This is a genomic window from Rhizobium sp. BK650 (genome assembly GCF_014195325.1).
In the GTDB taxonomy this organism is placed as follows: Bacteria; Pseudomonadota; Alphaproteobacteria; order Rhizobiales; family Rhizobiaceae; genus Rhizobium.
In genome coordinates this window covers 190189-214175 of sequence record NZ_JACIBK010000010.1, presented here as the reverse complement: position 1 = coordinate 214175, position 23987 = coordinate 190189, and the positions used below count along the sequence as shown (strand labels likewise).

Here is a 23987-nt window from a genome sequence, read left to right as displayed (position 1 = left end):
CCGCTTTACCGGCTCTATGCCGGGTTGATGTTTGGGCGGATCGGAGCTCTTCGCCATTTCGGTTCTGCAGAGGATGATCGTCCTCGCACCTCAATTCGAGCAGCGTTGGATCGATGTGTTGATTGGAGACGAACTTCAGGGCTTCATCAACCGTTCCGACAGCTACCTCGTGTGCGCAGCTATGAATTCGGCCGATATCTAGCGGCGGGCCAACGGGGCCCCGGGTCGGCTAAGAGACTCCCGGGGGCAGACGGCATTTTGCCGACGCGGAGTCAGGGTAAACGTCGGTATGTATCGCCGACTCTAGCCGGACCAGCGTGACGTCGTACCGGAAGCCTCGTTCGTCTGACCGCTTGAGTTGCGGGGGAAAACGGCACAGGAATCTCCTGTGCCGTTTTCGCGGAGCGCAGGAAGATGCCCTGATACCTGCCGTAAATCCGAACAGATCGCTGCGCGCCACATCTTATTCTCTACTGGGTATCGAGATCGAGCGCGGCGGCAAGCCGAACGCCGTAGTCAACGTCGGCTTTGCGGCAGTTCTCGACATGCCGAGCTTTCACTGCCATCGAGACACCGGACATCGCGCGGGCCGTATTGGCGATAAGTGCCTCCTTCTGCTCTTCATTCATCAAGCGAAAGAGAGCCCCTGGCTGCTCGTAGTGGTCTTCATCGACACGATGATCATATCGGTCGGCCGATCCGAATAGCTCAAGCGGGGGTTCCCGGTAATCCGGCTGTTCATCCCAAATCCCTCGTGAGTTCGGCACGTAGCTCGTCTGAGCACCGTAATTCCCGTCGATCCGCATGGAGCCATCGCGATGATAAGAATGGTAGGGACACCGTGGTGCATTGACCGGAATCTGGTGGTGATTGACGCCAAGACGGTACCTTGCCGCATCGCCGTATGAGAACAGGCGCGCCTGCAACATTCGGTCGGGCGAGAAGCCAAGACCCGGCACGATATTGGCAGGCGTGAACGACGCTTGCTCTACCTCCGCGAAGAAATTTTCCGGGTTGCGATTGAGTTCGAGAATCCCAACTTCGATGAGCGGATACTCCGAGTGTCTCCACACCTTCGTAAGATCAAACGGATTGTGCCGATGAGTTCTTGCCTGCTCTTCAGACATAACTTGGATATAGAGCTTCCATCGGGGATACTCGCCGTTTTCGATGCTCTCGAAGAGGTCCCGTTGATGGCTTTCCCGGTCACGTCCGATCAATTCAGCCGCCTCCTCATCGGACAGGTTTGCAATACCCTGTTGGGATTTCAGCGTAAACTTCACCCAATGTCGTTCGTTGGCCGCGTTGACCATGCTGAACGTATGACTACCGAAGCCATGCATATTCCGGAACGTCCTGGGAATGCCGCGATCCGACATGATGATTGTCACCTGATGCAGCGCCTCGGGCAACAAAGTCCAGAAGTCCCAGTTGTTCTCAGGGCTTCGCATCCCCGTCCGGGGGTCGCGCTTTACCGCGTGATTGAGGTCCGGGAAGCGTAGCGGATCTCGGAAGAAGAAGACGGGGGTATTGTTCCCGACGAGGTCCCAATTCCCCTGCTCGGTGTAGAACTTGATAGCGAAGCCTCTAATATCTCGTTCGGCGTCGGCCGCCCCGCGTTCGCCGGCGACCGTTGAGAACCTGATGAAAATCGGCGTTCCCTTGCCAATCTCGGAGAAAAGAGCTGCCTTGCTGTAGCGCGTGATATCGCTTGAGACCTTAAACGTCCCGAAAGCGCCCGCGCCTTTGGCATGCATGCGGCGCTCAGGGATGACCTCTCGATCGAAATGCGCAAGCTTTTCGATCAGCCAAATGTCCTGAAGTAGGGCCGGCCCACGTGGCCCCGCCGTTTCAATGTTGAAGTTATCCGCTACGGGCGCACCTGCGGCCGTCGTCAGCTTTCGTTGGGTCATTTTATCGCCCTTGCGTTTGATCGAGGGCAATAGGCCACCGGCTTCCTCCTCTGTACAGCTATACCCTCGTTTGATCGAGCGCATTGTCGGTAACCACCTTGAAAACACAACCTGTGGCACGCAAATGATTACGGTTGTAACCAGGCGAGACGATACCCGTTTTTGGCAAGTTTGAAGCAAGCCTGTCACGCCAGCTTGCGCCCACCTACCGTCACCAATGGGAAATGAAGATCATGAAAGTTGCTCACAACAATTCGATTCATAGCGTGTTTTCAACCGCGACCCGCAGGCCACCGTCGATCGCCGACGAGAAACTGGTCCTGTCCGGGTCCTCAGAGACGACGGCTGCTCCGCCTGCGGTCAACGACAGCCAGCTGATAGCCGACTTCCACGCGCGGATGGCTAGACAATCTCTCGACTGGGCAGATTCCGACAAAGACGGACGGGTTACAAAGGATGAATACATGAGCGGTCAGGCGCGCCTTGCGCAACTCGACAATCGTCCGGACGATAAGGTCGCCAACGAAAAAAGATGGGCAAAGATCGACACTACCGGCAAGGGCTGGGTCGATGAGACCGAACTCGGCGACGCGCTCGCGAAGATGTTACCCGTAAGTGTCGGACACTTGGATCAAGGGTTCGCTGCACGCCTTCGCAATCTCCGCAGCTAAAACATCCGATCAATCGCCAGCGCGGCCGCCATGCCACCTACGGCAACGACGCCGCACTCGCCCGCGGGTGATTTTGTCGCAGACGAGCATTTGAAAGGGGCGAGAGGCACACCGTTTTGAGCCGGGCAGTTTCTCTCACGCGAGAGACGGCGTTCAACTCGGGCAATATTCAATGGTCTATGGGCTTCAGATAACAAGAGTAAGCAAACCAGTCGTTTGCAACTCGTAGTTCGCCAATAAAAAAACGGGCCGTCTGCGGCAAGACGGCCCACGTGCGAACGTAGCGACCGCAGTCCTCAGCGATGAGGGTACAAAGGAGGTCAAGTTGCTTCGGAGGGCAGGACGCGATCTTGACGATCTGAGGCTACTCCGTCGGGTGCCCGATGAAAGTTATACGTTGGCATTGCCTCCATTGATACTCCACTGAACTCGGGCGAAGTGTCTCTGTCGAGCTCTTGGATGCTAATCCGTACGGCAGGGCACTGCGATGTTTTCCCGCCAAGCCCTGAAGCCCGTGGCGTCCTTGATATCAACTGTCGAAGGGAGCGTTCATGACGAAATCCACGGATGACGGCGCTTCGTAGCCGGGCACATACCGATATCCGAAGTCGCACAGGAAATTGTCGTACGTGGTCTCCGGCGCGTTTTCGACCATATGGCAGAAGCAGCTGGTCATTTTCTTCTTCAGGCCGAGCCGCGGGAAGGCTTCCACGATTGCTTTCATTTCCAAGACTGCAAGCCGAGAATACTGCAGACCTACGACGTCGAGACAAATGCCTCCCGTGCATAGCGCTACTTCAGGTTCCTTGTAGAGTCCTATCGAAGGGGTCGAGTTGAGGGCCACGCTATCCCAGACGAGCTGCGCTCGCTGACCTACCACGCCGCTATCCCAGGCGAAGCGTCTCGCGATATCAGCCCCTTCGACCTCGAAGCGGCGCGGACCCCGGAACGAGGGGTTCAAAGTCACATCATGTAGCAGGGTGCCGAGCGCGACGACCTCTTCGTCGTGGTCGACATTCTGGATTTTCGCGAGACTTGCCGCGAACAGCCACGATCGCATGACGTGGTTGAACAAGTAAGGCTCATATATTTTTTCTGCGTACTTCAAAGCTTTCCGCACGATTTCCGTGTCTGGCACAACAACGCCAGCTAGAATACGTCTACGGTCAACTGCCATCTGCATCTCCTGCCGTAATTTCTCTTTCACGCGAGCTGGTATACTTAAATAACATAAGAAACATACGTAACTATACGATGTGCGTAGCGCAGCTGTTCTCCAGCCGGAACCACCGACAGGTCTCGGCCACCATTGCCCGACCATGCGCCCGCCATCATGGGTGGGCGGTTGGCAAAAAATAACATCTGATTGACGATCGAGGAAAAACGTCTTCGATCAGGCGTCGTAAGTCCAACGTGAGAAACTCGCTGCCTCGTCCAACAGCTGCCGGACAACGTCGCCCTCCACACGGAACCGAGCACCTGAAGTTAACCCACCTGCGGACCGCGATAGTTCTCGGTGATTCCGTTTGCGGATATCCGGCCAGCAAACGCTGCCGATCGTCCCTGTTAGGTGCTTCGGGCGAAAGATGAGACGGCAACGAACCAAACTCCTCCCATCTGTAGCCGAGGAGATTTTTGGCTCATCGATTGGCTTATTCAAATCTCGGATCGGCATTGGTATTGTGCGCGACCGCGACGAGGCTTCGTTCCGGTAGAGCGAGCTCGCCCCCCGCGCAGGGTCGATGACTTGCCGACCGGCAAGACGCAGATAGCAGTTTTGAGACGCTCAAAATAGCCTGGATCGGTGGACAGGTCCGGCATAGGAGCGGCTCCAGGGAGACACTTCATCTCAATCTCCAAATGCTCCCAAATCGTGGGGGGGGGGTCTGGTCAAGGCCAAGGTATTGCGGGTGGATAATATCGTGTGGGTCACGCCACCTGGCGGAGGTCCAACAGAAGATATCACGTGATCCTTGAGTCATCGCCGACCTCGGGATTGCTCAAGTCTATGAACAACTAAAAATCGCCGACTCAACTTTCCCAGACCTCTGGTCCGTTTGAAAACTTCTGCTTTCTATCAAGCTCCAGACGCGAACTGAAGATGGCGAAGGGATTCTGCAATCAGGCTATGGCAAGTAAGGCTCTCAATTCCAGACGACGTCGCACTAGGTCCTCGACCGTGTATTTGTCGAATACGCCGACGAAAGCGGCAATCGCCTCCGACAGCACCGGCGGAAGTCCACATGCCGAGGCTACCATGCAGTCCGAGCATTCCAACAGGGCGTCGAGACCCTCTGTATGTCGCAGAACGGCACCAAGATTGATATGTTCAGCGGGCTTGGCGAGCCGTATACCGCCATTACGCCCTCGGACAGCTTCGATAAAACCCGCGGCAGCGAGATCCTGGACGACCTTCATCAGGTGGTTTTCGGATATCCCGAATGTCTTGGCGACCTCTCGGATCGAGCCAAGGCCCTCGGCACGTGAACCAAGGTATAGCAATACGCGGATCGCGTAATCCGTATAGCGTGTCAGTCTCATGTCGCCTGCGTCAAAACGCCCATAAAGAAAAGATGCATATGGTAGCATGTTTTGCCGTTTCGTAATAGATGCATTTAATATGCATCTTATTGAGGTGTTTCGTGATCGAGAATTTGACAGAAGACAGAATTGCAGTAGTTCTCCGCGCCTTTTACGCGCGAATCCGCCGTGACCCGTCTCTGGCGCGGCCTTTTGCCGTGGTGGAGGACTGGGAGGAACACATTACCAGGCTGACCGACTTCTGGTCCTCCCTGATGCTGACTTCCGGGCGCTACAAGGGAAATCCGGTTGCGATGCACCTTGTACACACGGACAAGATCGAGCCGGAGATGTTCGCACGCTGGCTCGAACTCTGGAAGGAAACGACAGATGAGCTGGTTTCCCCGGTAACGGCCTTACAAATGCAAGCGAAGGCTGGTCGGGTTGCCACCAGGCTTTCCCAAGCGATGTTTGGTCAGCCACCCCAGGCCTCTCCCCTCCCTGCCGCACAGTCCACCGCGGCGGCTCCTTACAAGATCACCCCGACTTTCGACGAAAGGAGCGTCCCCACCGCGCTTCTACGCTCGCATTCCCGGAAAGAGGGCTCGTGGGGGCTGATCCGAGTAGAAGAGGGTGCAATTCGCTATCTCCTTGGAGATCAGTCGACCGTGCTCGCACCCAACCGCCCCGGAGTGATCCCGCCGCTCGCCCCGCACCATCTCGAAATCGACGGTCCCGTGAAATTCAGGATTGAATTCTACGACGGGCCGCTGGTCCAACCCCTGCAGTGAAAGGAAAAAACGATGGCAACTCCCCTCTCTCAGCAGACGATCGAAATCGTCAAGCAGAGCGTTCCCGCACTGGCCGCACATGGCAGCGATATCACCAAGCGCATGTATATCCGCCTGTTCGAACACGAGCATATCAAGAGCTTGTTCAACCTTGCTAACCAAGGCGAAGGTGGTTCCCAGGTTCACGCGTTGGCCGCCGCCATCCTCGCTTACGCCCAGAATATCGAAAACCTCGGCGCGCTGGCACCCGTGGTAGAGCGCATCGCCCACAAGCATATCGGCTACCACATACTTCCGGAGCATTATCCTTACGTGGCCAATGCCCTATTGGCCGCCATCAAAGACGTTCTCGGAGACGATGCCACTCCCGCGCTCCTGGACGCGTGGGGCGAAGCGTATTGGTTCCTGGCCGACATCCTCAAGGCACGCGAGGCGAACATCCGCACCTCGATCGAGGGCCAGAGCGGCGGCTGGAACGGCTGGAGGAAATTCAAGATATCGGAGAAGGTTCGCGAGAGTGACGTCGTTACCTCCTTCATCCTTCGTCCGGTGGATGGCGGTCGTGTCCTGCGGCACCGACCCGGCCAGTATCTCACGTTCCGCCTGACTCTGGCGGACGGTCAGAAGGTGAAACGGAATTACTCGATATCGTGCGGCCCGAACAACGAGCTTTATAGGATTTCCGTCAAGCGCGAGGAACAGGGGAAGGGCGGCTCGCTATATCTCCACGACTCAGCAGAGATCGGAACGATACTCGAGGTCACGCCTCCGGCCGGCGACTTCTATCTGCCGGAAGAGCCTCAGCGATCGGTCGTTTTGATTTCCGGAGGCGTGGGACTAACGCCAATGGTCAGCATACTCGAGGCGATTACCAGGGAGTATCCTGAGCTTGATACGCATTTCGTACACGGGGCTCTGAACAGCTCTACCCATGCCATGGATCGTCACGTCCGGTCGCTCGCTTCGGCGCACGGGCGTGTAGCGGTCAAGACCTTTTACAGCGAACCCCGTCAGGGGGATGCGATCGGCCTATCACACGATCACGACGGCTACATCACCGTGGATTGGCTGAAAGAAAATACGCCGTTCAACACTGCCGACTTCTACCTCTGCGGACCGAAGCCGTTTCTCCGTGCGCTCGTCGGTGGCCTCAGCGGCGCGGGCATCTCCGCCGATCGCATCCACTACGAGTTCTTCGGACCTTCTGACGAACTAATCGCCGCGTGAATCCTTTGGAGCCGGGATTCTACCGGCTCTTTCCTCCCACGAAGTGAAAACAATGAACGCGCTTCAAAAATCGAACGGACCGATCACGATGTCCGCAGGCCTTGCAATTCTCGCGGGCCTTTCAATTCCTGAAACGGCTTCGGCACACGTGAAATGGTTTGCTCCATATATCGTTGGTGCCCGTCCGGAACCGCTGTCGGTTACACTACACGACATTTGGTTCTGGGTCGGTATAGTTCTGGTGCTGATTTTCTTCGTTGCCACTCGTCTGATCGAGAAAAGCGGTTTCGGTCAAGTGGCGATAGAGGGACTCAATGCCGCTACCGCGCCATTGTGGGACCGTCAGGACGACTACATCCGAGCTATTATTGCATCGTTCTTTGTAGCAATCTTTGCGGTCGGTGGCGTATATCTTACACCGGATTTGAAGACTCCTGCCGAATGGGTCTCTTGGATGCAGCTGCTTATCGCGTGCTGCGTTTTCTCTCGGGGAACGATGCCGATCGCGGGAGTTGGTATCATCGCACTCTGGCTTCTGGCCCTCAGGGATTACGATCTCTTTCATCTCTTCGATTACCTAGCGCTTGGACTTGGCGTTGCCGGTTACCTCCTTCTGGAGCCTTTGAAGAACGAGAGCCTTCGAGAACGGAGATTCGAAGCGCTTCGTTGGGGGCTGGCAATTGCTTTGATGTGGTCGAGCCTGGAGAAGTTCGCATTTCCGAGCTGGTTCTATCCGCTCGTGATCGAGAAGCCATTTCTTACCTTCGGAATGCCCCGTGACGTGTTCATCCCTATGGCTGGGGTCACCGAATTCACTCTGGGTTTTGGACTTCTCTGGACGCCACTGATCCGTAGGCTTTCGGCAATGGCCCTGCTGGTGATCTTTACCGCGGCGGTGTGGCCATTCGGTCGCGTCGATCTGATCGGCCATGGATTGATCATGGCGATCCTAATTGCCGTAGCGGCGGATCGGAGGAGCGGCGTAGACTTGATGACGGCGTTCAAGCAGAAGATCGTCAATATACCACTTGGGTTGTCGGCCACTTTGGTGATCTTCTGCACTGCCTATTGGGGTCTTCATATCGCGTTCTACGGCATCGATGGAGACCTGCAAATCGGTGAAGACGCCAAGACGACTCACTCATATAATCCCGAGCATCCCCACGGCCCCGGCATCCAGGGCGAGATCGGTGCGCCCTCCGACAAGTGATGTGTAGATGTGCGGGCTTTGTCAGTGACATGGCCCGCACGGCGGTCGGTTGTAGGGCGAGCCACCTCCGCCACGAAGACGGACATATGGTCTTACACCCTACTCCGCCGCAATGCCATCAAGCCGACTTACCGATTGAACCGTCTCCAGGTCGTGCAACCTGACACCCGGGCAAACCTTCTTGGCAATCTCGGTCAGGTGCCGATGATGCGTCAGATAGATTACCTGCCCATGCCCGGCCATCTCGGTGAACAATCGGAAGGCCTCCTCGGCGCGGAAGTCATCGAATGTTTCCATGATGTCGTCGGCGATAAACGGAATGGGTGCGCGATTGGCGACGAACTCGTGATATCCCGCCCCCCGAAGCGCGAGATAGAGCTGGAAGCGCGCGCCCTTGGAGAGTTCGTCGGCGATCTTCGAACCGCCGTTCGCCGATACGGCGATGAGAACCTCGCCGTCCTTGCCGGGCTGCGCGGCGACCCCCGTGTAGGCTCCGCGGCTGATGATCCTGAACGCCTCGGATGCCCTTGTCATCATTCCACTCCGATGGCGATCTCTATAGAGCTTCAGTGCTTGTTCCGCGGCGGTTATCGCGAGAAGCTGGCGGCTGAGATCGGAAAGACCGGCACTTGCGGAGAAAAGCAGTTCACCGAGATCGCCTTGCTTGCGAGAATGCTCTCACCGCCTTTCTCGAGCGTGACATCATCCAGTGAAAACATTGTCGAGAAAGCATCGCGGTCGATCCCGCCAAGGTCGGCCCGTATCTCCGTATCGGCCAGACTCCGCTCTTCCTGATCGAGCAGACTGTTCTGCGGCCGCTTGATACGGACGAATTCCCTGTGCTGACCTGCCACGCGAACGTTCGCCGCTAGACGCATGGTGTTGTAGGGATGCAGGAACGCATATTTCGTCGTATTCCCGATCCCGAAGATCAGATCGAGGACGGCATCCAGGGTCGTCGATTTCCCGGCCTCGTTTGGACCGTAAATGACGTGGAGGTCCGGCGATCCGACAGGACGCAATCCGAAATCGATGACCGCGTCCGTGAATTTGCCATAGCGCGTAAGGTCGAGGCGATTGATGCGCACCCTATTCTCCCTCGCCCCCACGCAGACGCGCCATGACCCGCGCTGCACCGTCTTTGGCGAATTGCGTCAACAAACTCTCGAAGGACGAGACTGATCTCTGACGACATTGCGGCCGTCGAGGCGAGCGCCGCAACCCTGCATGCGGAACTGGATGCGTACCGGACGCCTTAGGTCACAAGGAGCCGCCCTTCGTCGCTTTCCGCATCCGCCTGATTGCGCGAATACCCAAGCCGCAAAGCCGGTGGATGTTTCTCTTCAGCGACGGCTTCGTGTTCCCTCGTTTCGCGGGACTGCAGACAGTCAAGCATCCCGGAGCTTGCTGCCAACATGGCCAATAGGAGCGCGTCTGGGCCCCTGCCCGCCTGGAACCGGCACCCCTCCGATATCCGTGCGGCGCTGACTGGTGAAGCCATAAGGGCAAGCGACAAGCGCCTGCGCTTCATTGGCGGTCTTGAGCCCTATGAGGCGGCAGGCGATCCGGTGCGCCGTGATCTCTTCAATGAGGATGGCGGCGGTTTTGCGCTTGATCCCGTTCTCCTCAAACAGCTTGTGGCGGGAAAGCTCGAGGCAAGTGCGGCCGAGGGCTGGGCTTGGACGGAAATCTTGTTCGTCGCCAATGATGCGACTATGCAGCAATTTGAACGGCACTATCCGCAGCCCCTCCCCTTGAGCGAGGCGGAACAGACCGAACTTGACGGCCTCGAAAGCGCGCACGCACCCTTGAAGAGCTGCTCGAGGCGGGCGAAGCGCAGAGGGATGCGGAGGAGCGGACCGCAACCTTGGAGACTGGGATGGCGGCACTCGGAATCAGGCAGGGGTCTTCGCTTCTCATTTCATCGCCACGGCGGGAGCGCTGATCTCCATCGATCACTATGGACGCCCGCAGATCGAGCGGGGCCCGATCCGGCGGGAGGAAAGGGCAACGGAGCCCCTCGGCTGGCCTCGATCAGCCTGTCCTCCAACCCGGGACTGCGGACATCCAACTGTTGCCCCGCTGGGCACCGCCTCGTGTGTCTCGTAGGCTTCTAACGCTCGTTCGACAACTTCAACGATCGAACGAGTTTCACGGCGGGCAAGTATGTGTGCCAGATCATGTGCTCTGGAGCTTCGAACAGAGAGTTGTGTCCGCCGCCAACATCATCTCCTTTGCGGAATATAAAGCAGTCCGGGTGCGCCATGAGGATGGCATGGATGGCTTTCCATCCCAAAGGCGAGCATGCGCTCTCGCACGACGAACAAAGGAAATCGTCCCGCACGCGTGGCGTCGAGGGTTAATCTTAGCGAGTACATCGCCGCATGATTTGTCCGGTGATGTGGAGCAATCGCAAGACAATTGAGGTCAATACAACGAACATAATCTCAGCGCGTCATAGATGGCAGCATGGATGTTGCGGCTGGAAATGGCATCGCCGATCCGGACAAGATCGAACCGCCCCTGACTGAAGAGCTTCGGCAGAGGCGGCCGACGATTGATCAGGGCGGCATAATCCACGGTTCCATGATTTCGCGAGATCGGCTTCAGCTCAAGATAGAGCCCATCATTGGCAAGCGTGCCATGTTCGACGACGACCTGAGAGACGCGCCGCTCCCACTGTGCGCCGTCTGCAAAATCCGATCCGAGCACGGCGACAAGAGCATTGCCGTCGCGGCGGACGGATTTGAGCCGCGTGTTGATGGTCACCCTGACACTGCGTTCGGCAAAGGCACGGGCATAGGGCACGTGGTTCATGCCACCCATATCGGGTGCGAAAAAGCGTTCGGGTGACACAATTTCGAGTTCGGCACCGCTTCTGGCAATCACTTCAGCCGCCGACATACCCGGATGTCCGCCATTGTCATCATAAAGCAGGATCGCCTCCGCAATCCTGACGCCGCCTGAAAGGATGTCCCATGAGGAGGTCACGAGTTCATCGCCGGCAGCGAGATCGGGTTGCTGCGCAATGCCCCCAGTCGCAATGACAACGAGGTCGGGGTCAAGAGCAAGGACATCACCCGCCTCTGCGTAGACATCATAATGCATGCGAACACCCAACCGCTCGAGTTCCGCGAGCCGCCAGTCGATGATGCCGATCATCTCCTTGCGTCGGGGGTTTCGGATGAGCAGATTGACCTGTCCGCCGGCCTTTCCCGTCGCTTCCAGAACATCCACCTGATGACCGCGCTCCGCAAGCACACGGGCGGCCTCTAGGCCGGCCGGTCCCGCGCCGACCACGACCGCCTTGCGGCGAATGTCGGCCTTGGTGATCTCATGCGGGATCTGTCCCTCGCGCCCGGTCGCGGCATTGTGGATACAGAGCGCCTCCCCACCTTCGTAGATCCGGTCGAGACAATAGGTAGCGCCCACACAGGGCCGGATGCGTGCCTCCTCGCCGCTTTCGATCTTGCGCACGATATGCGGGTCGGCGATATGGGCGCGTGTCATGCCCACCATATCGAGCTTTCCCTCGGCGATCGCATGACGGGCTGTCGCTACATCCCCGATACGCGCGGCGTGAAAAACCGGGAACTTGGTTATCGCCCTCACCTCGCCGGCAAAATCGAGATGCGGCGCAGACGCCATGCCCTGGATCGGGATGACCTCGTTGAGCGCGACATCGCTGTCGATATGGCCGCGAATGATGTTGAGAAAATCGATTTCGCCGGATCGGGCAAATCGAGACGCGATCTCTATGCCGTCCTTCCGCGACAATCCCTTCTCCCAGTCCTCGTCCGCGACGAGACGCATGCCAACGATGAAATTCGGCCCGACCGCCTTGCGGACCGCCTGCGTGACCATGACAGAAAAACGCATGCGGTTGTCGAGGGAGCCGCCAAATTCATCTTCACGCCGGTTGGTTGCCGGCGACCAGAAACCATCGAGCAGATGGCCGTAGGCCTCGATCTCGATGCCGTCGAGGCCAGCTTCCTGCATGCGCTGCGCCGCACTTGCATAATCGGCGACGATACGCACGATGTCCCAGTCTTCCGCCTCTTTCGGGAAGGCCCGGTGAGCCGGCTCGCGGATCGGTGACGCCGCCAGAACCGGCAGCCAGTCGCCCTTGTTCCAGCTTGTGCGCCGGCCGAGATGCGTAAGTTGGATCATGACTGCCGCGCCGAACTCATGACAGTCGTCGGCAAGCCTCTTCAACCAGGGCACGATCTCGTCGCGATAGGCATGGAGATTGCCGAAGGAAGGAGGAGAGTCAGGCGAGACGACCGCCGATCCGGCCGTCATGGTCAGCGCGATGCCACCCCTCGCCTTTTCCCTGTGATAGAGCCGATAGCGATCCGTCGGCATGCCGTTTTCCGAATAGGCCGGTTCGTGAGCGGTCGACATGACGCGGTTTTTCAGCGTCAGGTGCTTGAGTTGAAACGGCTGCAGCAGGGGATCTTTGGAGGACATGTCCGCACTCGTTGCTTGGGTGGGAGTGGCAATCGAACCGCTATTTTGACCTATGGCGCCTGAAATGACGATCCGACGGGCGTCGCTTTCTAGCCGGCATGCGTCCGCCGGCTGCGGTTCAGGTCGACGGCAGTATGCCAGAGAACGGCTGCGAAGATGATGGCGCCACCGAAGAAAGTGGCGACAGGCGGTTGCTCGGAGAACAGAAGCCAGACCCAGAACGGGGTCAGCACGATCTCCATCGTCCCGATCAGCGCAGCTTCGGCCGGCGGCATTCGCCTGGCGCCGGCCAGGAAAAGCACAAGCGCCAGCGAAAAATTGGTCGCACCGAAAGCGGCAAGCACGATCCAGTTGTGAAGATCAAGCGAGCCAACCGAGCCGAATGGAGCGAAGATGACGAGCGTGAGGAAGGCGCTGACAACCGTCGGCGGCAGGCTCGGTACTTCGGGATTGATGCGCGGGATGATGATGACGAGCGCGAAGGAGACCGTCATGCCAAGAGCCAAGAGGTCGCCAACCCCGGTGCCACCGCCGATCGACGAGGCGACGATGACGACGACACCCAGAAGAGAAATGCCCCCCGCAATCAGCGTGCGCCTTCCAACGCCCTCTTTCAGGATGATCCATCCGAATAGGGCAGCGATAAAGGGTGCCGTCGAATAGATCATCGTCACATTCGCGACGCTGGTCATATAGAGCGCCCCGATGAAGCAACCCTGGCTGACGGTCTGGCAGACAATCATCGCCAGGCCCGAGGGATGCAGGATCGAACGCCATTGCTTTCGTGATATCCCGCCTTCGAGGAACAGGCAGGGGATCAGCAGGAACAGCCCCCCGAACAGCGAACGCCAGGCGATCGCCGTCCAGACGTCTGTCGTCAGGAGTCGCGAGTAGACTCCGCTCGCACTCCAGGCAAGTGTCGCCCCGATGACGAGAAGGATGCCCTTCTCGCGCTCGCCGGCACCGAGGTGTCCGGCCGGATGGTCAATGGTCACGCTGGTTATTCTCGAAGAGGAAAAGTCGAACGCACCTCCTTTCTGCACCCGCAATTGACATCAGACAAACGAATAGTAGAGATGGATGTCATCGATTTTTTCTATGGCTGTCCATGCGCGAGCCCATCGAGAGTGATCTTCTGCGGACCTTCCTCGTCGTCGTCGAGACCACCAATTTTTCGGCGGCCGCCGAGCGCGTCGGCAGAACACAGTCTGCGATCAGCGCGGCGATCAAGAAGCTGGAAGACACGATCGGCGAAGTATTGTTCGAACGCGGCGCTCGAGGTGTGGTGCTGACGCGTCAGGGCATTCAGCTCGTCCCTTATGCCCGCCGTGTCATCGACCTCCTGAGCGAGGCGGCGGCGACGATCCGCAGCAAACCGCTCGACGGACCAGTTCGCATCGGCATTCCCGAGGAATATAGCCAGACCGTGCTGCCCGCCGCCCTTGCGGCCTTCGCCGTGCGTCATCCGGCTGTCGAGGTCACGATCTCCTGCGATTATACTGTCCGCAACATCGCCGCCCTGGAACGCGACGAGCTCGATCTCGCCGTCGTCTTCGACTGGAGCGATCAGATGAGTGGCGAAGTGCTCTGCATCGACCCGACCGTCTGGGTGACGTCGATCGTCCACCGGCTGCACGACATCGACCCGCTGCCGATCGCGACCTATAGAGACTCGAGCTGGTGTCGCGACTTTGCATTGAAGTCGCTGCATCAGCTCGGGCGCAATTACCGTGTCGCCTTCATTGCCGATACGAGCTCGGGACTGAAAAATGCCGTGACTGCTGGTCTTGCGCTCACCACGCTGTCGCGCAGCAACATCCCACCTGGCTGCCGGGAATTGACGAACGAGGACGGCTTCCCGCCAGTCGATTCCTCCAGGGTCTTGCTTCGTCGCAACACCTTTCGGTCGAGCGAAGCAGTTCGCGAGCTTGCCGAAATGGTGCGCGACGCCTTTCAGCCTATGGCCGGGCTTCCGATGGCCTGAGCGGACGCCGCAGCCGTCGCCGCGTTTCCGAGGGACTTTCGGAATAGCTCGCCCGATAGCTTCGCGCAAAGGCGGAGGCCGAATTGAAGCCGGTTGCGGCTGCAATGTCGGCAAAGGACGCCGTCGTCTCTATCACCTTGCGCCGCGCCGCGTTCAATCTCAGGGCAAGATAGTGGATATGGGGCGGCGCCCCGATCGAGGCCTGGAAGAGATCCTGCAGGTGCCGGGCGCTAATCCCGACCCGGCGGGCTAGGCGCGCCAGTACGATCGGCTGCTCGACATTGTCCTCCATCAGCCGCACGGCGTGGGCCACCCGCGGATCGTCCACGCGCAAGCCTGCCGACAGCGCCTCGTCGGCATGAAAGGATGGCTGCTCGTAGCGGAACAGCCGGCTGACCTCGAGCGCCAGCGAATAGCTCTGGCGCCGCCGGATGATCTCCAGCATCAGGTCCACAGTCGGCAGCGAGCCTGATGTCGTCAGCCGTTTGCCGTCGATGACGAACCGGTCCTTGACCGCCGACACCTGCGGATAAGCAAGCACGAAATCCTCGTAGTCCTCCCAATGGACGGTCGCAGACAAGCCGTCGAGCAGGCAGGCTTCCGCAAGCAGCCAGGTGCCGGATTCAATGCCCGCGATCATTGTCCGGTGGCGTGCCGCCTGCGATAGCTGCATCTTCAGGGTCGCCGTTGCGCTTTGCCGCCAATTGTAGCTCGCCAGCACGAAGAGCGGCGTATCCGATGCCGTGGTCTGGAACGTTCCCTGAGCCGGGATGGCAATGTGGCTGGTCGTCGGCACAGCTTCTCCATCTGGCGTGAAGATGCGCCAGCGGTAGAGCTCGCTGCCGGAGATGCGGTTTGCCCCGCGCAACGGCTCGATGACGGAGGCGATGAGAATGAGATTGGTCTCCGGCAGGACGAGAAGATCGATGTCGAGCCGTTCGGTCGATCGTTCCAGCACAGTCCCCTCCCTCGTATTCCGATAATGTATCGATCGATTCCGAAAATGCAAAGCATCCTCTCTCATCCTGGCGCGTAATGGCCTCAAGACGAGGGAGAAAAACAAATATGCCTCTTGCGATGAACCGCGATGTCTTCATCACCTGCGCCGTCACCGGTTCCGGCGATACGGTTTCGAAATCCAGCCACGTTCCCATTACTCCCAAACAGATCGCGGCCTCCGCGATCGATGCCGCCAAGGCTGGGGCGGCAGTCGTTCACTGTCATGTCCGCGATCCGGAAACAGGTGCCGCAAGTCGCCGCAACGACCTCTACAGGGAGGTCACCGACCGCATCCGTTCGGCCGATGTCGACGTGGTGCTGAACCTGACGGCCGGCATGGGCGGAGACCTGATTTTCGGTGATGTCGAAAGCCCCCTTCCCTTGAAAGCGGCGGGAACGGACATGGCAGGGGCAACCGAGCGCGTCAGCCACGTCGCCGAATGCCTGCCGGAAATCTGCACGCTCGACTGCGGCACGATGAACTTCAATCTTGGCGATTACGTCATGACCAACACGCCCGCGATGCTTCGGGCAATGGCGAAGAAAATGACCGATCTTGGCGTGCGCCCCGAGATCGAGGCGTTCGACACCGGCCATCTTTGGTTTGCAAAACAGCTCGCCGAAGAAGGCCTGATCGAAGATCCGGTGCTGATCCAGCTCTGCATGGGCATCCCATGGGGCGCCCCCGACGATCTCAACACCTTCATGGCCATGGTCAACAACGTGCCCGATAGCTGGACCTTCTCGGCCTTTTCGATCGGTCGCAACGCCATGGCCTATCCGGCTGCCGCGGTTCTGGCGGGCGGCAATGTCCGCGTTGGCCTCGAGGATAATCTCTATATCGGCAAGGGCGCTCTCGCTACCAATGCGCAGCTCGTCGAAAAGGCCGTGCAGGTGGTCGAAGGCATGGGTGCCAGGATCATCGGCCCTGAGGACGTCCGTAAGAAACTGAAACTGACGAAGCGCTGAGGACGACATGACAGGGATTACCAAAGCAGCCTGTATCGGCGGCGGCGTTATCGGCGGCGGATGGATTGCCCGTTTTCTGCTTGCCGGCATCGACGTCAGCGTTTTCGACCCGCATCCGGAAGCAAGTCGCATCGTTGGCGAGGTCCTTGCCAATGCGGAAAAAGCCTATGGGATGCTCACCGGTGCACCGCTGCCGCCGCGCGGCCGGCTCACCTTCGAAACGTCCCTGCAGGAGGCCGTCTCTGGTGCGGACTGGATCCAGGAAAGCGTGCCGGAACGGCTCGACCTGAAACGGCGCGTCTTGACGGAGATCGATGCTTCGGCACGCCCTGATGCCTTGATCGGCTCGTCGACCTCCGGCCTGCTGCCGAGCGACCTGCAGCGCGACATGAAACATCCCGAGCGCCTCTTCGTCGCCCATCCCTATAATCCCGTCTATCTGTTGCCGCTGGTCGAGATCGTCGGCAGCGAGAAGACCTCGAAAGCGACCATCGAGGCAGCGATGGCACACCTCGCTCCAATCGGCATGAAGGGCGTTCATATCGCCAAGGAGATCGAGGCCTTCGTCGGTGACCGCCTGCTCGAAGCGCTCTGGCGCGAGGCGCTCTGGCTCATCCATGACGATATCTGCACCGTCGAGACGCTCGACGACGTCATCCGCTATTCCTTCGGACTGCGTTGGGCGCAGATGGGTCTGTTTCAGACCTATCGCATTGCCGGCGGCGAGGCCGGCATGCGCCATTTTCTCGCCCAGTTCGGGCCTTGCCTAGCCTGGCCCTGGACGAAGCTAACCGACGTCGTCGACCTCGACGACGCTTTGATCGAAAAGATCGGAAAACAGTCGGACGAACAGGCCGCCGGCCTTTCAATCCGCGCACTGGAGCGCATCCGCGACGAAAATCTCGTCGGAATCCTGCAGGCCCTGAAGGCCGGAAACGACGGCAAGGGCTGGGGCGCCGGCCAATTGCTAAAGGATTTCGAAAGGTCCCTGTGGGCAGCAGGCGGTGGCAAAAGCACTGCCGCTGATCCTTCTGGCCCCCTCAAGCTCGTCGAGACCAAGGTGAGCCCCGCCTGGGTCGACTATAATGGCCATATGACCGAACATCGCTACCTGCAGGTCTTCGGTGATACGTCCGATGCGCTTCTGCGGCTGATCGGGGTCGATCTTGCCTATGTCGAGGCCGGGCAGAGCTATTATACGGTCGAGACCCATATCCGCCATCTTGGTGAGGCTAAGCTCGGGCAGGCGATCTATTCGACCTGCCAGATCCTCGCTGTCGACGAGAAGCGGCTGCACCTCTTCCACACTATCTGCGACACTGAGAGCGGCGCCGTGCTCGCCACTGCCGAGCAGATGCTGCTGCATGTCGATACCGAAGCCGGCAAGGCGACACCGGCGCCAGTCGCAGTCCTCGACAAGGCAAGTCTGATCGCCGCGGCCCATGCAAAGCTGCCTTCTCCCGATGGGGTTGGCCGCCATGTCGGCCAGAAACGATAGGAAGATCGATTATGGATTTCGGCCTCAGCGAAGAACAGGAAATGATCGTCAAGACGGTCCGTGGCTTCGTCGAAACCGAAATCTATCCGCACGAGAACGAAGTCGAGCGCACGGGCTTGGTTCCGCCGGATCTTGCGGCTGAGATCCGACGCAAATGCATCGACCTCGGCTTCTACGCCTGCAATTTCCCCGAAGAGGCGGGCGGCGCCGGCCTTGACCATGTCACCTTCACGCTTGTCGAGCGTGAGCTTGGGCGCGGCTCCATGGCGCTGACGGTCTTTTTCGGCCGTCCCTCCGGTATCCTCATGGCCTGCGAGGGCGAGCAGCGCGAACGGTATTTGCTTCCTGCCGTCAGCGGACAAAAGATCGACGCGCTCGCGATCACCGAACCCGATGCCGGTTCAGACATGCGCGGCATGAAATGCGCCGCTCGCAGCGACGGCAGCGACTTTATCCTCAATGGCACCAAGCATTTCATCTCGCATGCCGATGTCGCCGATTTCATCATCGTCTTTGCCGCGACCGGCGAGGAGGAAACATCAAGGGGTGTCAAGAAGAAGATCACTGCATTCCTTGTCGACCGCGGCACGCCGGGCTTCCAAATTCTCAAGGGCTATGATTCCGTCTCCCACCGCGGCTATCACAACTGCACCCTGAGCTTTGCCGACTGCCGGATACCGGCCTCCCAAGTGCTGGGCGAGGTCCATCGCGGTTTCGAACTCGCCAACCAGTGGCTCTACGGCACGCGGCTCACTGTCGCCGCCACCTGCGTCGGCAGGGCGCGGCGGGTCTTTGACATGGCCTTGTCCTATGCCGCCGAGCGCAAGCAGTTCGGCAAGCCGATCGGTGCCAATCAGGGCGTCTCCTTCAAGCTTGCAGACATGATCACTGAGATCGATGCCGCCGAGTGGCTGACTTTTTCGGCGGCGTGGCGACTGGATGCGGGTCTGACTTCCGATCGCGAAATCGCTTCGGCCAAGCTCTACGCCTCAGAAATGCTTGCCCGCGTCACGGATGAGGCGATCCAGATCTACGGCGGCATGGGCCTGATGGACGACCTGCCGCTTGCCCGCTTTTGGCGGGATGCGCGCGTCGAACGTATTTGGGACGGCACGTCGGAAATCCAGCGCCACATCATCAGTCGCGATCTCCTGCGGCCTCTGGGAGCGTAGCCGATGACAGCACGCGCGCTCGACCGCCTGTTCAGACCGCAAACGATCGCCGTCTTCGGCGGTCGGGAAGCGCGTCGGGTGATCGAGCAGTGCGACCGGATGGGGTTTGCGGGTGAGCTCTGGCCCGTTCATCCGACGCTCGACGAGGTTCTCGGGCGGCGCTGCTACAAAAGCGTTTCCGATCTGCCGTCGCCGCCGGACGCTGCCTTCGTCGGGGTCAACAGGATATTGACCGTGGAAATCGTGCGCAGCCTGTCGGCGGCGGGTGCTGGCGGTGCGGTCTGTTATGCCTCGGGCTTCAGCGAGGCCGTGGCCGAGCTCGCCGACGGTAACGACCTGCAAAAGGCATTGGTTGGCGCTGCCGGTGACATGCCGATCCTCGGACCGAACTGCTACGGCTTCATCAACGGCCTCGACGGCGCACTGCTCTGGCCCGATCAGCACGGCATGAAGCGCGTCGAACGCGGCGTGGCGATCCTGACCCAATCATCAAACATAGCGCTCAACCTGACCATGCAGACGCGCGGCCTGCCGATCGCCTATGTCGTGACGTCGGGCAACCAGGCGCAAACCTCGCTCTGCGATGTCGCCTGCGGCCTGCTTGCAGACCCGCGCGTGACCGCGCTCGGCCTCCATGTCGAAGGCTTCGGAGACAAAGCTGCGCTCGAGCGCCTTGCCGCCACAGCCCGCCAAACGAAAAAGCCCGTTGTTGTCTTGAAAGTCGGCAAGTCGGAACAGGCGAGACAGGCAACGCTCTCCCATACCGCATCCCTTGCCGGCGGCGACGCCGTGGCCGATGCGGTGCTTGCCCGCCTCGGCATCGGGCGGGTCGAAACGCTGCCGGAGCTGCTTGAAACACTGAAACTCCTGCATGTCGCAGGCCCTTTGGGGGGCGCCTCGATCTCCTCGATGAGCTGTTCGGGCGGCGAAGCCTCACTGATGGCGGATGCCGCGGTCGGACACGCTGTCACCTTCGCAGACCTCGAACCAAAGCAACTGCCGCGCCTGAGAACTATCCTCGGCGACATGGTGACGCTCTCCAATCCGCTCGATTACCACACGTTCGTGTGGGGCGATCTCGCGCGTCAGACGGAGGCTTTCACCGCCATGTTCGAAGGTTCCTACGACCTCAATCTCATCGTCCTCGATTTTCCGCGCGGCGATCGATGCGAGGCGGGGGACTGGGTGACGACGGCTGACGCGGTCGCCGCAGCGGCGTCTGCGACAGGCGCGCTTGCCGGGATCCTGGCGACCCTACCCGAAAACATGCCTGAGGCTGTCGCCAACCGTCTGATAGCCGAAGGCGTCGTTCCCTTCTGCGGTATTGATGAAACCCTGATCGCCGCGGAAGTCGCAGCCGGCATTGGCGATTCCTGGCGCAAACCGCCTTCCCTGCCGCTTCTCAATGTGGTGTCTGTCCAAGGCGCGATCGAAACGCTGACGGAGGCCGATGCGAAGACGGAACTCGATATTGCCGGCCTTCGTATCCCCAAAGGCCGGGTTGCAAGTTCGCCGCTTCAGGCGGCGGATTGTGCCGAGCGCCTCGGCTTTCCTGTCGTCCTGAAAGCCCTTGGCGTTGCGCACAAGACCGACGCAGGCGCCGTCGCACTCAACCTGAAGGACGCCAAGGCCGTATCGGATGCTGCATCAAAAATGGCTGCGACAGACGGATTTCTAGTCGAGCAGATGATCGATCGGCCCGTCGCCGAGCTGATCGTCGGCGCCTCTCGCGACCCTGTGTTTGGATTATCGCTAACGCTCGGCGCTGGCGGAATTTTTGTCGAATTGCTGCAGGATTCCGTTATTCTGCCCTTGCCGACGACGAGATCGGAGATCTCGGAGGCAATTTCGCGCCTGAGGATCGCGAAACTGATCGAGGGGTATCGCGGGCGCCCGAGAGGAGACATCGAAGCGACCGTGACGGCTGTCGCACGGGCGGCAGATTATGTCGTAATGAATGCGGCACGGCTGGAAGAACTGGACATTAATCCACTGATGGTTCTTCCCGAAGGTCACGGCGTGGCCGCAGTCGATGCCCTGATCCGGCGGAGGAGGTAGCATAGGTTGAGCGACCCTATTCGTACCCGACAGGTTGGCGCAGTACTGGAAGTCGTCATCGACCGGCCAAAGGCGAACGCCATCGACCTTGCGACCAGCCGCGCCATGGGATTGATATTTCGTGATTTCCGCGACAACCCGGCGCTCCGCGTTGCGATCATCTCGGGCGCGGGTGAGAAATTCTTCTGCGCCGGATGGGACCTGAAGGCTGCCGCAGCAGGCGACGCGGTCGACGGAGATTATGGTGTCGGCGGTTTCGGCGGGCTGCAGGAACTGCGCGATCTCAACAAGCCGGTCATCTGTGCTGTCAACGGCATCTGTTGCGGCGGCGGGCTCGAGATCGCGCTCTCCACCGACCTGATCCTCGCAGCCGAACATGCGACCTTCGCCCTTCCAGAAATCCGCTCCGGCACCGTTGCCGATGCCGCCTCGGTGAAGCTGCCGAAGCGCATACCCTATCACATCGCCATGGACATGCTTTTGACCGGCCGTTGGCTTGACGTCCAGGAGGCGCATCGCTGGGGTTTCGTCAACGAAATCCTGGTAGCGGACAGACTGATGGAGCGGGCCTGGGATCTTGCCCGTTTGCTCGAAAGCGGGCCGCCGCTCGTCTACGCGGCTATCAAGGAAATAGTCCGTGAATCGGAGGGTTCGACCTTCCAGACTGCCATGAACAAGATCACCAAGCGGCAGTTTGCGACGGTCGATCGGCTTTATTCGAGCGAGGACCAATTGGAAGGCGCACGGGCTTTCGCCGAAAAAAGAAGCCCTAACTGGAAAGGACGGTAACAAGGCGGCAGCAACCGCATCATCTTCCCGCAAGCGTGTGGGCACCTGGAACGGAAGAGGAAACCGTTCAGGAATCTGCCCGGAAATCGAAGTCAACGCACCATAAGAAGGAGAAGGGGAATGAACGACTACACGAAATATCTCGCAAGCCGAGTGACCGCCGGTGGCCTCAGCCGCCGCGAATTCCTGGGACGCGCCATGGCGGCTGGCCTGACGCTTGCTGTTGCCGACAAGCTCTTTACCGAAAGTGCTAGAGCCGCCGAGCCGAAGCGCGGCGGCCATCTGAAGCTTGGCCTGGAGGGCGGGGCTGCAACCGATTCCAAGGATCCGGCGAAATTTCTCTCGCAATTCATGTTCTGCGTCGGCCGCTGCTGGGGCGACATGCTGGTCGAATCCGATCCGCTGACGGGCGCCGCCGTACCGGCGCTTGCCGAATCATGGGAGCCGTCGAAGGATGCGGTAACCTGGACCTTCAAGATCCGCAAGGGCGTCAAGTTCCACAACGGCAAGGAATTGACGATCGATGACGTGGTCGCCACACTCAAGCGTCATACCGACAAGAAATCGGAATCTGGCGCGCTCGGCGTTCTCGGCTCGATCAAGGAAATCAAGGCGGACGGCGGCAATCTCGTGCTGACGCTTTCGGAAGGCAATGCCGATATGCCCCTGCTGTTGACCGACTATCATCTGGTCATTCAGCCAAATGGCGGTGTCGACGATCCGCTCGCCTCGATCGGCACCGGCCCTTATAAACTCACGAGCTTCGAGCCCGGCGTGCGCGCCACCTTCGAGAAGAACAAGGACGACTGGCGCACCGACCGAGGTTATGTCGATTCCATCGAAATCATCGGCATGAACGACGCCACGGCGCGCATCGCCGCGCTCTCGTCCGGCCAGGTGCACTACATCAACCGTGTCGACCCGAAGACCGTCAACCTCTTGAAGCGTGCTCCAAATGTCGAGATCCTTTCGACTGCCGGGCGCGGCCATTATGTCTTCATCATGCATTGCGACAAGGCGCCGTTCGACAATAACGACCTGCGCCTCGCGCTCAAATACGCCATGGATCGCGAAACCATGGTCCAGAAGATCCTTGGCGGTTACGGCAAGGTCGGCAACGATTTCCCGATCAACAGCACCTACGCGCTCTTTCCCGAGGGTATCGAGCAGCGCGCCTATGATCCGGACAAGGCCGCCTTCCACTACAAGAAATCGGGCCATAGCGGCTCGGTTCTGCTGCGCACATCAGAAGTCGCCTTCCCGGGCGCCGTGGACGCGGCCGTCCTCTATCAGGAAAGCTGCAAGAAGGCCGGCATCGAGATCGAGGTCAAGCGCGAGCCGGGCGACGGTTACTGGACCAACGTATGGAACGTGCAGCCCTTCTCGACCTCCTATTGGGGCGGACGCCCGACGCAGGACCAGATGTATTCCACCGCCTATCTGTCGACGGCGGACTGGAACGACACCAAGTTCAAGCGTCCTGATTTCGACAAGCTGCTACTGCAGGCCCGTTCCGAACTCGACGAAGCCAAACGCAAGGAGCTCTATCGCGCCATGGCGATGATGGTGCGCGACGAGGGCGGCGTCATCCTGCCGATGTTCAACGATTTCGTGAACGCCTCCACCAAGCAGGTGAAGGGCTACGTGCACGACATCGGCAACGACATGTCGAACGGCTACGTCGCAACCCGCGTCTGGCTGGAGGCCTGACACCGG

Annotated in this window: 18 protein-coding genes and 2 pseudogenes; 11 read left to right on the top strand and 9 right to left on the bottom strand. The window is 59.5% G+C overall.

Annotated features, from left to right (window positions below; translation table 11 throughout):
• Positions 1 to 470 precede the first annotated feature (470 nt).
• On the bottom strand, positions 471 to 1934 hold the full coding sequence (locus tag FHX15_RS22815) for a catalase (protein ID WP_409527028.1): 1464 nt from the start codon (positions 1932 to 1934) through the stop codon (positions 471 to 473).
• A 212-nt stretch (positions 1935 to 2146) separates the two neighbouring features.
• Here FHX15_RS22815 and FHX15_RS22810 point away from each other — a divergent pair, with 212 nt between their 5' ends.
• Positions 2147 to 2584, top strand: coding sequence for an EF-hand domain-containing protein (locus tag FHX15_RS22810; RefSeq protein WP_246779031.1), 438 nt, complete (start codon positions 2147 to 2149; stop codon positions 2582 to 2584).
• A 529-nt stretch (positions 2585 to 3113) separates the two neighbouring features.
• Here the strand turns inward: FHX15_RS22810 and FHX15_RS22805 are convergent.
• Together FHX15_RS22805 and FHX15_RS22800 are read right to left on the bottom strand one after the other, a co-directional pair.
• Positions 3114 to 3761, bottom strand: coding sequence for an HD domain-containing protein (locus tag FHX15_RS22805; RefSeq protein ID WP_184400636.1), 648 nt, complete (start codon positions 3759 to 3761; stop codon positions 3114 to 3116).
• Positions 3762 to 4705: 944 nt separating this feature from the next.
• On the bottom strand, positions 4706 to 5125 hold the full coding sequence (locus FHX15_RS22800; RefSeq protein ID WP_184400635.1) for an Rrf2 family transcriptional regulator: 420 nt from the start codon (positions 5123 to 5125) through the stop codon (positions 4706 to 4708).
• A gap of 101 nt (positions 5126 to 5226) precedes the next feature.
• On the opposite strand from FHX15_RS22800, the gene FHX15_RS31585 reads away from it, so the two are divergent.
• Genes FHX15_RS31585 through FHX15_RS22785 form a run of 3 tightly spaced genes read left to right on the top strand, consistent with a single transcriptional unit; the run spans position 5227 to position 8332 of the window.
• The gene (locus FHX15_RS31585; protein ID WP_184400634.1) at positions 5227 to 5895 is read left to right on the top strand and encodes a DUF1971 domain-containing protein; all 669 of its coding nucleotides are present in this window, start codon (positions 5227 to 5229) and stop codon (positions 5893 to 5895) included.
• Between the two features lie 12 nt (positions 5896 to 5907).
• Positions 5908 to 7122 carry an NO-inducible flavohemoprotein gene (gene hmpA, locus FHX15_RS22790; protein ID WP_184400633.1) on the top strand — a complete coding sequence of 405 codons (1215 nt, stop codon included), beginning with the start codon at positions 5908 to 5910 and terminating at the stop codon, positions 7120 to 7122.
• Between the two features lie 52 nt (positions 7123 to 7174).
• The gene (locus tag FHX15_RS22785) at positions 7175 to 8332 is read left to right on the top strand and encodes a hypothetical protein (protein WP_246779030.1); all 1158 of its coding nucleotides are present in this window, start codon (positions 7175 to 7177) and stop codon (positions 8330 to 8332) included.
• A gap of 99 nt (positions 8333 to 8431) precedes the next feature.
• Here the strand turns inward: FHX15_RS22785 and FHX15_RS31085 are convergent.
• The 5 genes and pseudogenes from FHX15_RS31085 to FHX15_RS22760 form a co-directional block, all read right to left on the bottom strand.
• A pseudogene (locus tag FHX15_RS31085) lies at positions 8432 to 9420 on the bottom strand (AAA family ATPase).
• Positions 9421 to 9720: 300 nt separating this feature from the next.
• Positions 9721 to 10134 (bottom strand): hypothetical protein, encoded by a 414-nt coding sequence (locus tag FHX15_RS22770; RefSeq protein WP_184400632.1) that lies wholly within the window; start codon positions 10132 to 10134, stop codon positions 9721 to 9723.
• Between the two features lie 288 nt (positions 10135 to 10422).
• Positions 10423 to 10509, bottom strand: a pseudogene (locus FHX15_RS31080) (plasmid stabilization protein); the annotation flags it as partial.
• A 250-nt stretch (positions 10510 to 10759) separates the two neighbouring features.
• A complete protein-coding gene (locus FHX15_RS22765; RefSeq protein ID WP_184400631.1) occupies positions 10760 to 12802 on the bottom strand; it encodes an NADH:flavin oxidoreductase in 2043 nt (680 codons plus the stop codon).
• An 89-nt stretch (positions 12803 to 12891) separates the two neighbouring features.
• Positions 12892 to 13797: a DMT family transporter gene (locus tag FHX15_RS22760; protein ID WP_184400630.1), complete on the bottom strand. Its 906-nt coding sequence runs from the start codon at positions 13795 to 13797 to the stop codon at positions 12892 to 12894.
• Positions 13798 to 13910: 113 nt separating this feature from the next.
• Here FHX15_RS22760 and FHX15_RS22755 point away from each other — a divergent pair, with 113 nt between their 5' ends.
• A complete protein-coding gene (locus tag FHX15_RS22755) occupies positions 13911 to 14786 on the top strand; it encodes a LysR substrate-binding domain-containing protein (protein ID WP_184400629.1) in 876 nt (291 codons plus the stop codon).
• Here the strand turns inward: FHX15_RS22755 and FHX15_RS22750 are convergent.
• On the bottom strand, positions 14761 to 15810 hold the full coding sequence (locus FHX15_RS22750; RefSeq protein ID WP_184400628.1) for a GlxA family transcriptional regulator: 1050 nt from the start codon (positions 15808 to 15810) through the stop codon (positions 14761 to 14763). The genes FHX15_RS22755 and FHX15_RS22750 overlap by 26 nt on opposite strands.
• A 41-nt stretch (positions 15811 to 15851) precedes the next feature.
• Here FHX15_RS22750 and FHX15_RS22745 point away from each other — a divergent pair, with 41 nt between their 5' ends.
• The 6 genes from FHX15_RS22745 (at position 15852) to FHX15_RS22720 (ending at position 23981) form a co-directional block, all read left to right on the top strand.
• Positions 15852 to 16754 carry a 3-keto-5-aminohexanoate cleavage protein gene (locus tag FHX15_RS22745; RefSeq protein WP_184400627.1) on the top strand — a complete coding sequence of 301 codons (903 nt, stop codon included), beginning with the start codon at positions 15852 to 15854 and terminating at the stop codon, positions 16752 to 16754.
• 7 nt (positions 16755 to 16761) lie between these two features.
• Positions 16762 to 18252 (top strand): carnitine 3-dehydrogenase, encoded by a 1491-nt coding sequence (locus tag FHX15_RS22740; protein WP_184400626.1) that lies wholly within the window; start codon positions 16762 to 16764, stop codon positions 18250 to 18252.
• 11 nt (positions 18253 to 18263) lie between these two features.
• A complete protein-coding gene (locus FHX15_RS22735) occupies positions 18264 to 19424 on the top strand; it encodes an acyl-CoA dehydrogenase family protein (protein WP_184400625.1) in 1161 nt (386 codons plus the stop codon).
• A 3-nt stretch (positions 19425 to 19427) separates the two neighbouring features.
• Entirely contained in the window at positions 19428 to 21482 is a 2055-nt protein-coding gene (locus tag FHX15_RS22730; protein ID WP_184400624.1) for an acetate--CoA ligase family protein, read from the top strand.
• Positions 21483 to 21488: 6 nt separating this feature from the next.
• The gene (locus tag FHX15_RS22725) at positions 21489 to 22271 is read left to right on the top strand and encodes a carnitinyl-CoA dehydratase (RefSeq protein ID WP_184400623.1); all 783 of its coding nucleotides are present in this window, start codon (positions 21489 to 21491) and stop codon (positions 22269 to 22271) included.
• Between the two features lie 120 nt (positions 22272 to 22391).
• Positions 22392 to 23981: an ABC transporter substrate-binding protein gene (locus FHX15_RS22720; protein WP_184400622.1), complete on the top strand. Its 1590-nt coding sequence runs from the start codon at positions 22392 to 22394 to the stop codon at positions 23979 to 23981.
• Positions 23982 to 23987 lie beyond the last annotated feature (6 nt).

Excerpts from the sequence above, each read along its gene's own strand:
- FHX15_RS22810 (WP_246779031.1), top strand. The coding sequence starts at position 2,147 with ATGAAAGTTGCTCACAACAATTCGATTCATAGCGTGTTTTCAACCGCG.
- FHX15_RS22805 (WP_184400636.1), bottom strand. The coding sequence starts at position 3,761 with ATGGCAGTTGACCGTAGACGTATTCTAGCTGGCGTTGTTGTGCCAGAC.
- FHX15_RS22800 (WP_184400635.1), bottom strand. The coding sequence starts at position 5,125 with ATGAGACTGACACGCTATACGGATTACGCGATCCGCGTATTGCTATAC.
- hmpA (WP_184400633.1), top strand. The coding sequence starts at position 5,908 with ATGGCAACTCCCCTCTCTCAGCAGACGATCGAAATCGTCAAGCAGAGC.
- FHX15_RS22785 (WP_246779030.1), top strand. The coding sequence starts at position 7,175 with ATGAACGCGCTTCAAAAATCGAACGGACCGATCACGATGTCCGCAGGC.
- FHX15_RS22765 (WP_184400631.1), bottom strand. The coding sequence starts at position 12,802 with ATGTCCTCCAAAGATCCCCTGCTGCAGCCGTTTCAACTCAAGCACCTG.
- FHX15_RS22755 (WP_184400629.1), top strand. The coding sequence starts at position 13,911 with ATGCGCGAGCCCATCGAGAGTGATCTTCTGCGGACCTTCCTCGTCGTC.
- FHX15_RS22750 (WP_184400628.1), bottom strand. The coding sequence starts at position 15,810 with ATGAGAGAGGATGCTTTGCATTTTCGGAATCGATCGATACATTATCGG.
- FHX15_RS22745 (WP_184400627.1), top strand. The coding sequence starts at position 15,852 with ATGCCTCTTGCGATGAACCGCGATGTCTTCATCACCTGCGCCGTCACC.
- FHX15_RS22740 (WP_184400626.1), top strand. The coding sequence starts at position 16,762 with ATGACAGGGATTACCAAAGCAGCCTGTATCGGCGGCGGCGTTATCGGC.
- FHX15_RS22735 (WP_184400625.1), top strand. The coding sequence starts at position 18,264 with ATGGATTTCGGCCTCAGCGAAGAACAGGAAATGATCGTCAAGACGGTC.
- FHX15_RS22730 (WP_184400624.1), top strand. The coding sequence starts at position 19,428 with ATGACAGCACGCGCGCTCGACCGCCTGTTCAGACCGCAAACGATCGCC.
- FHX15_RS22720 (WP_184400622.1), top strand. The coding sequence starts at position 22,392 with ATGAACGACTACACGAAATATCTCGCAAGCCGAGTGACCGCCGGTGGC.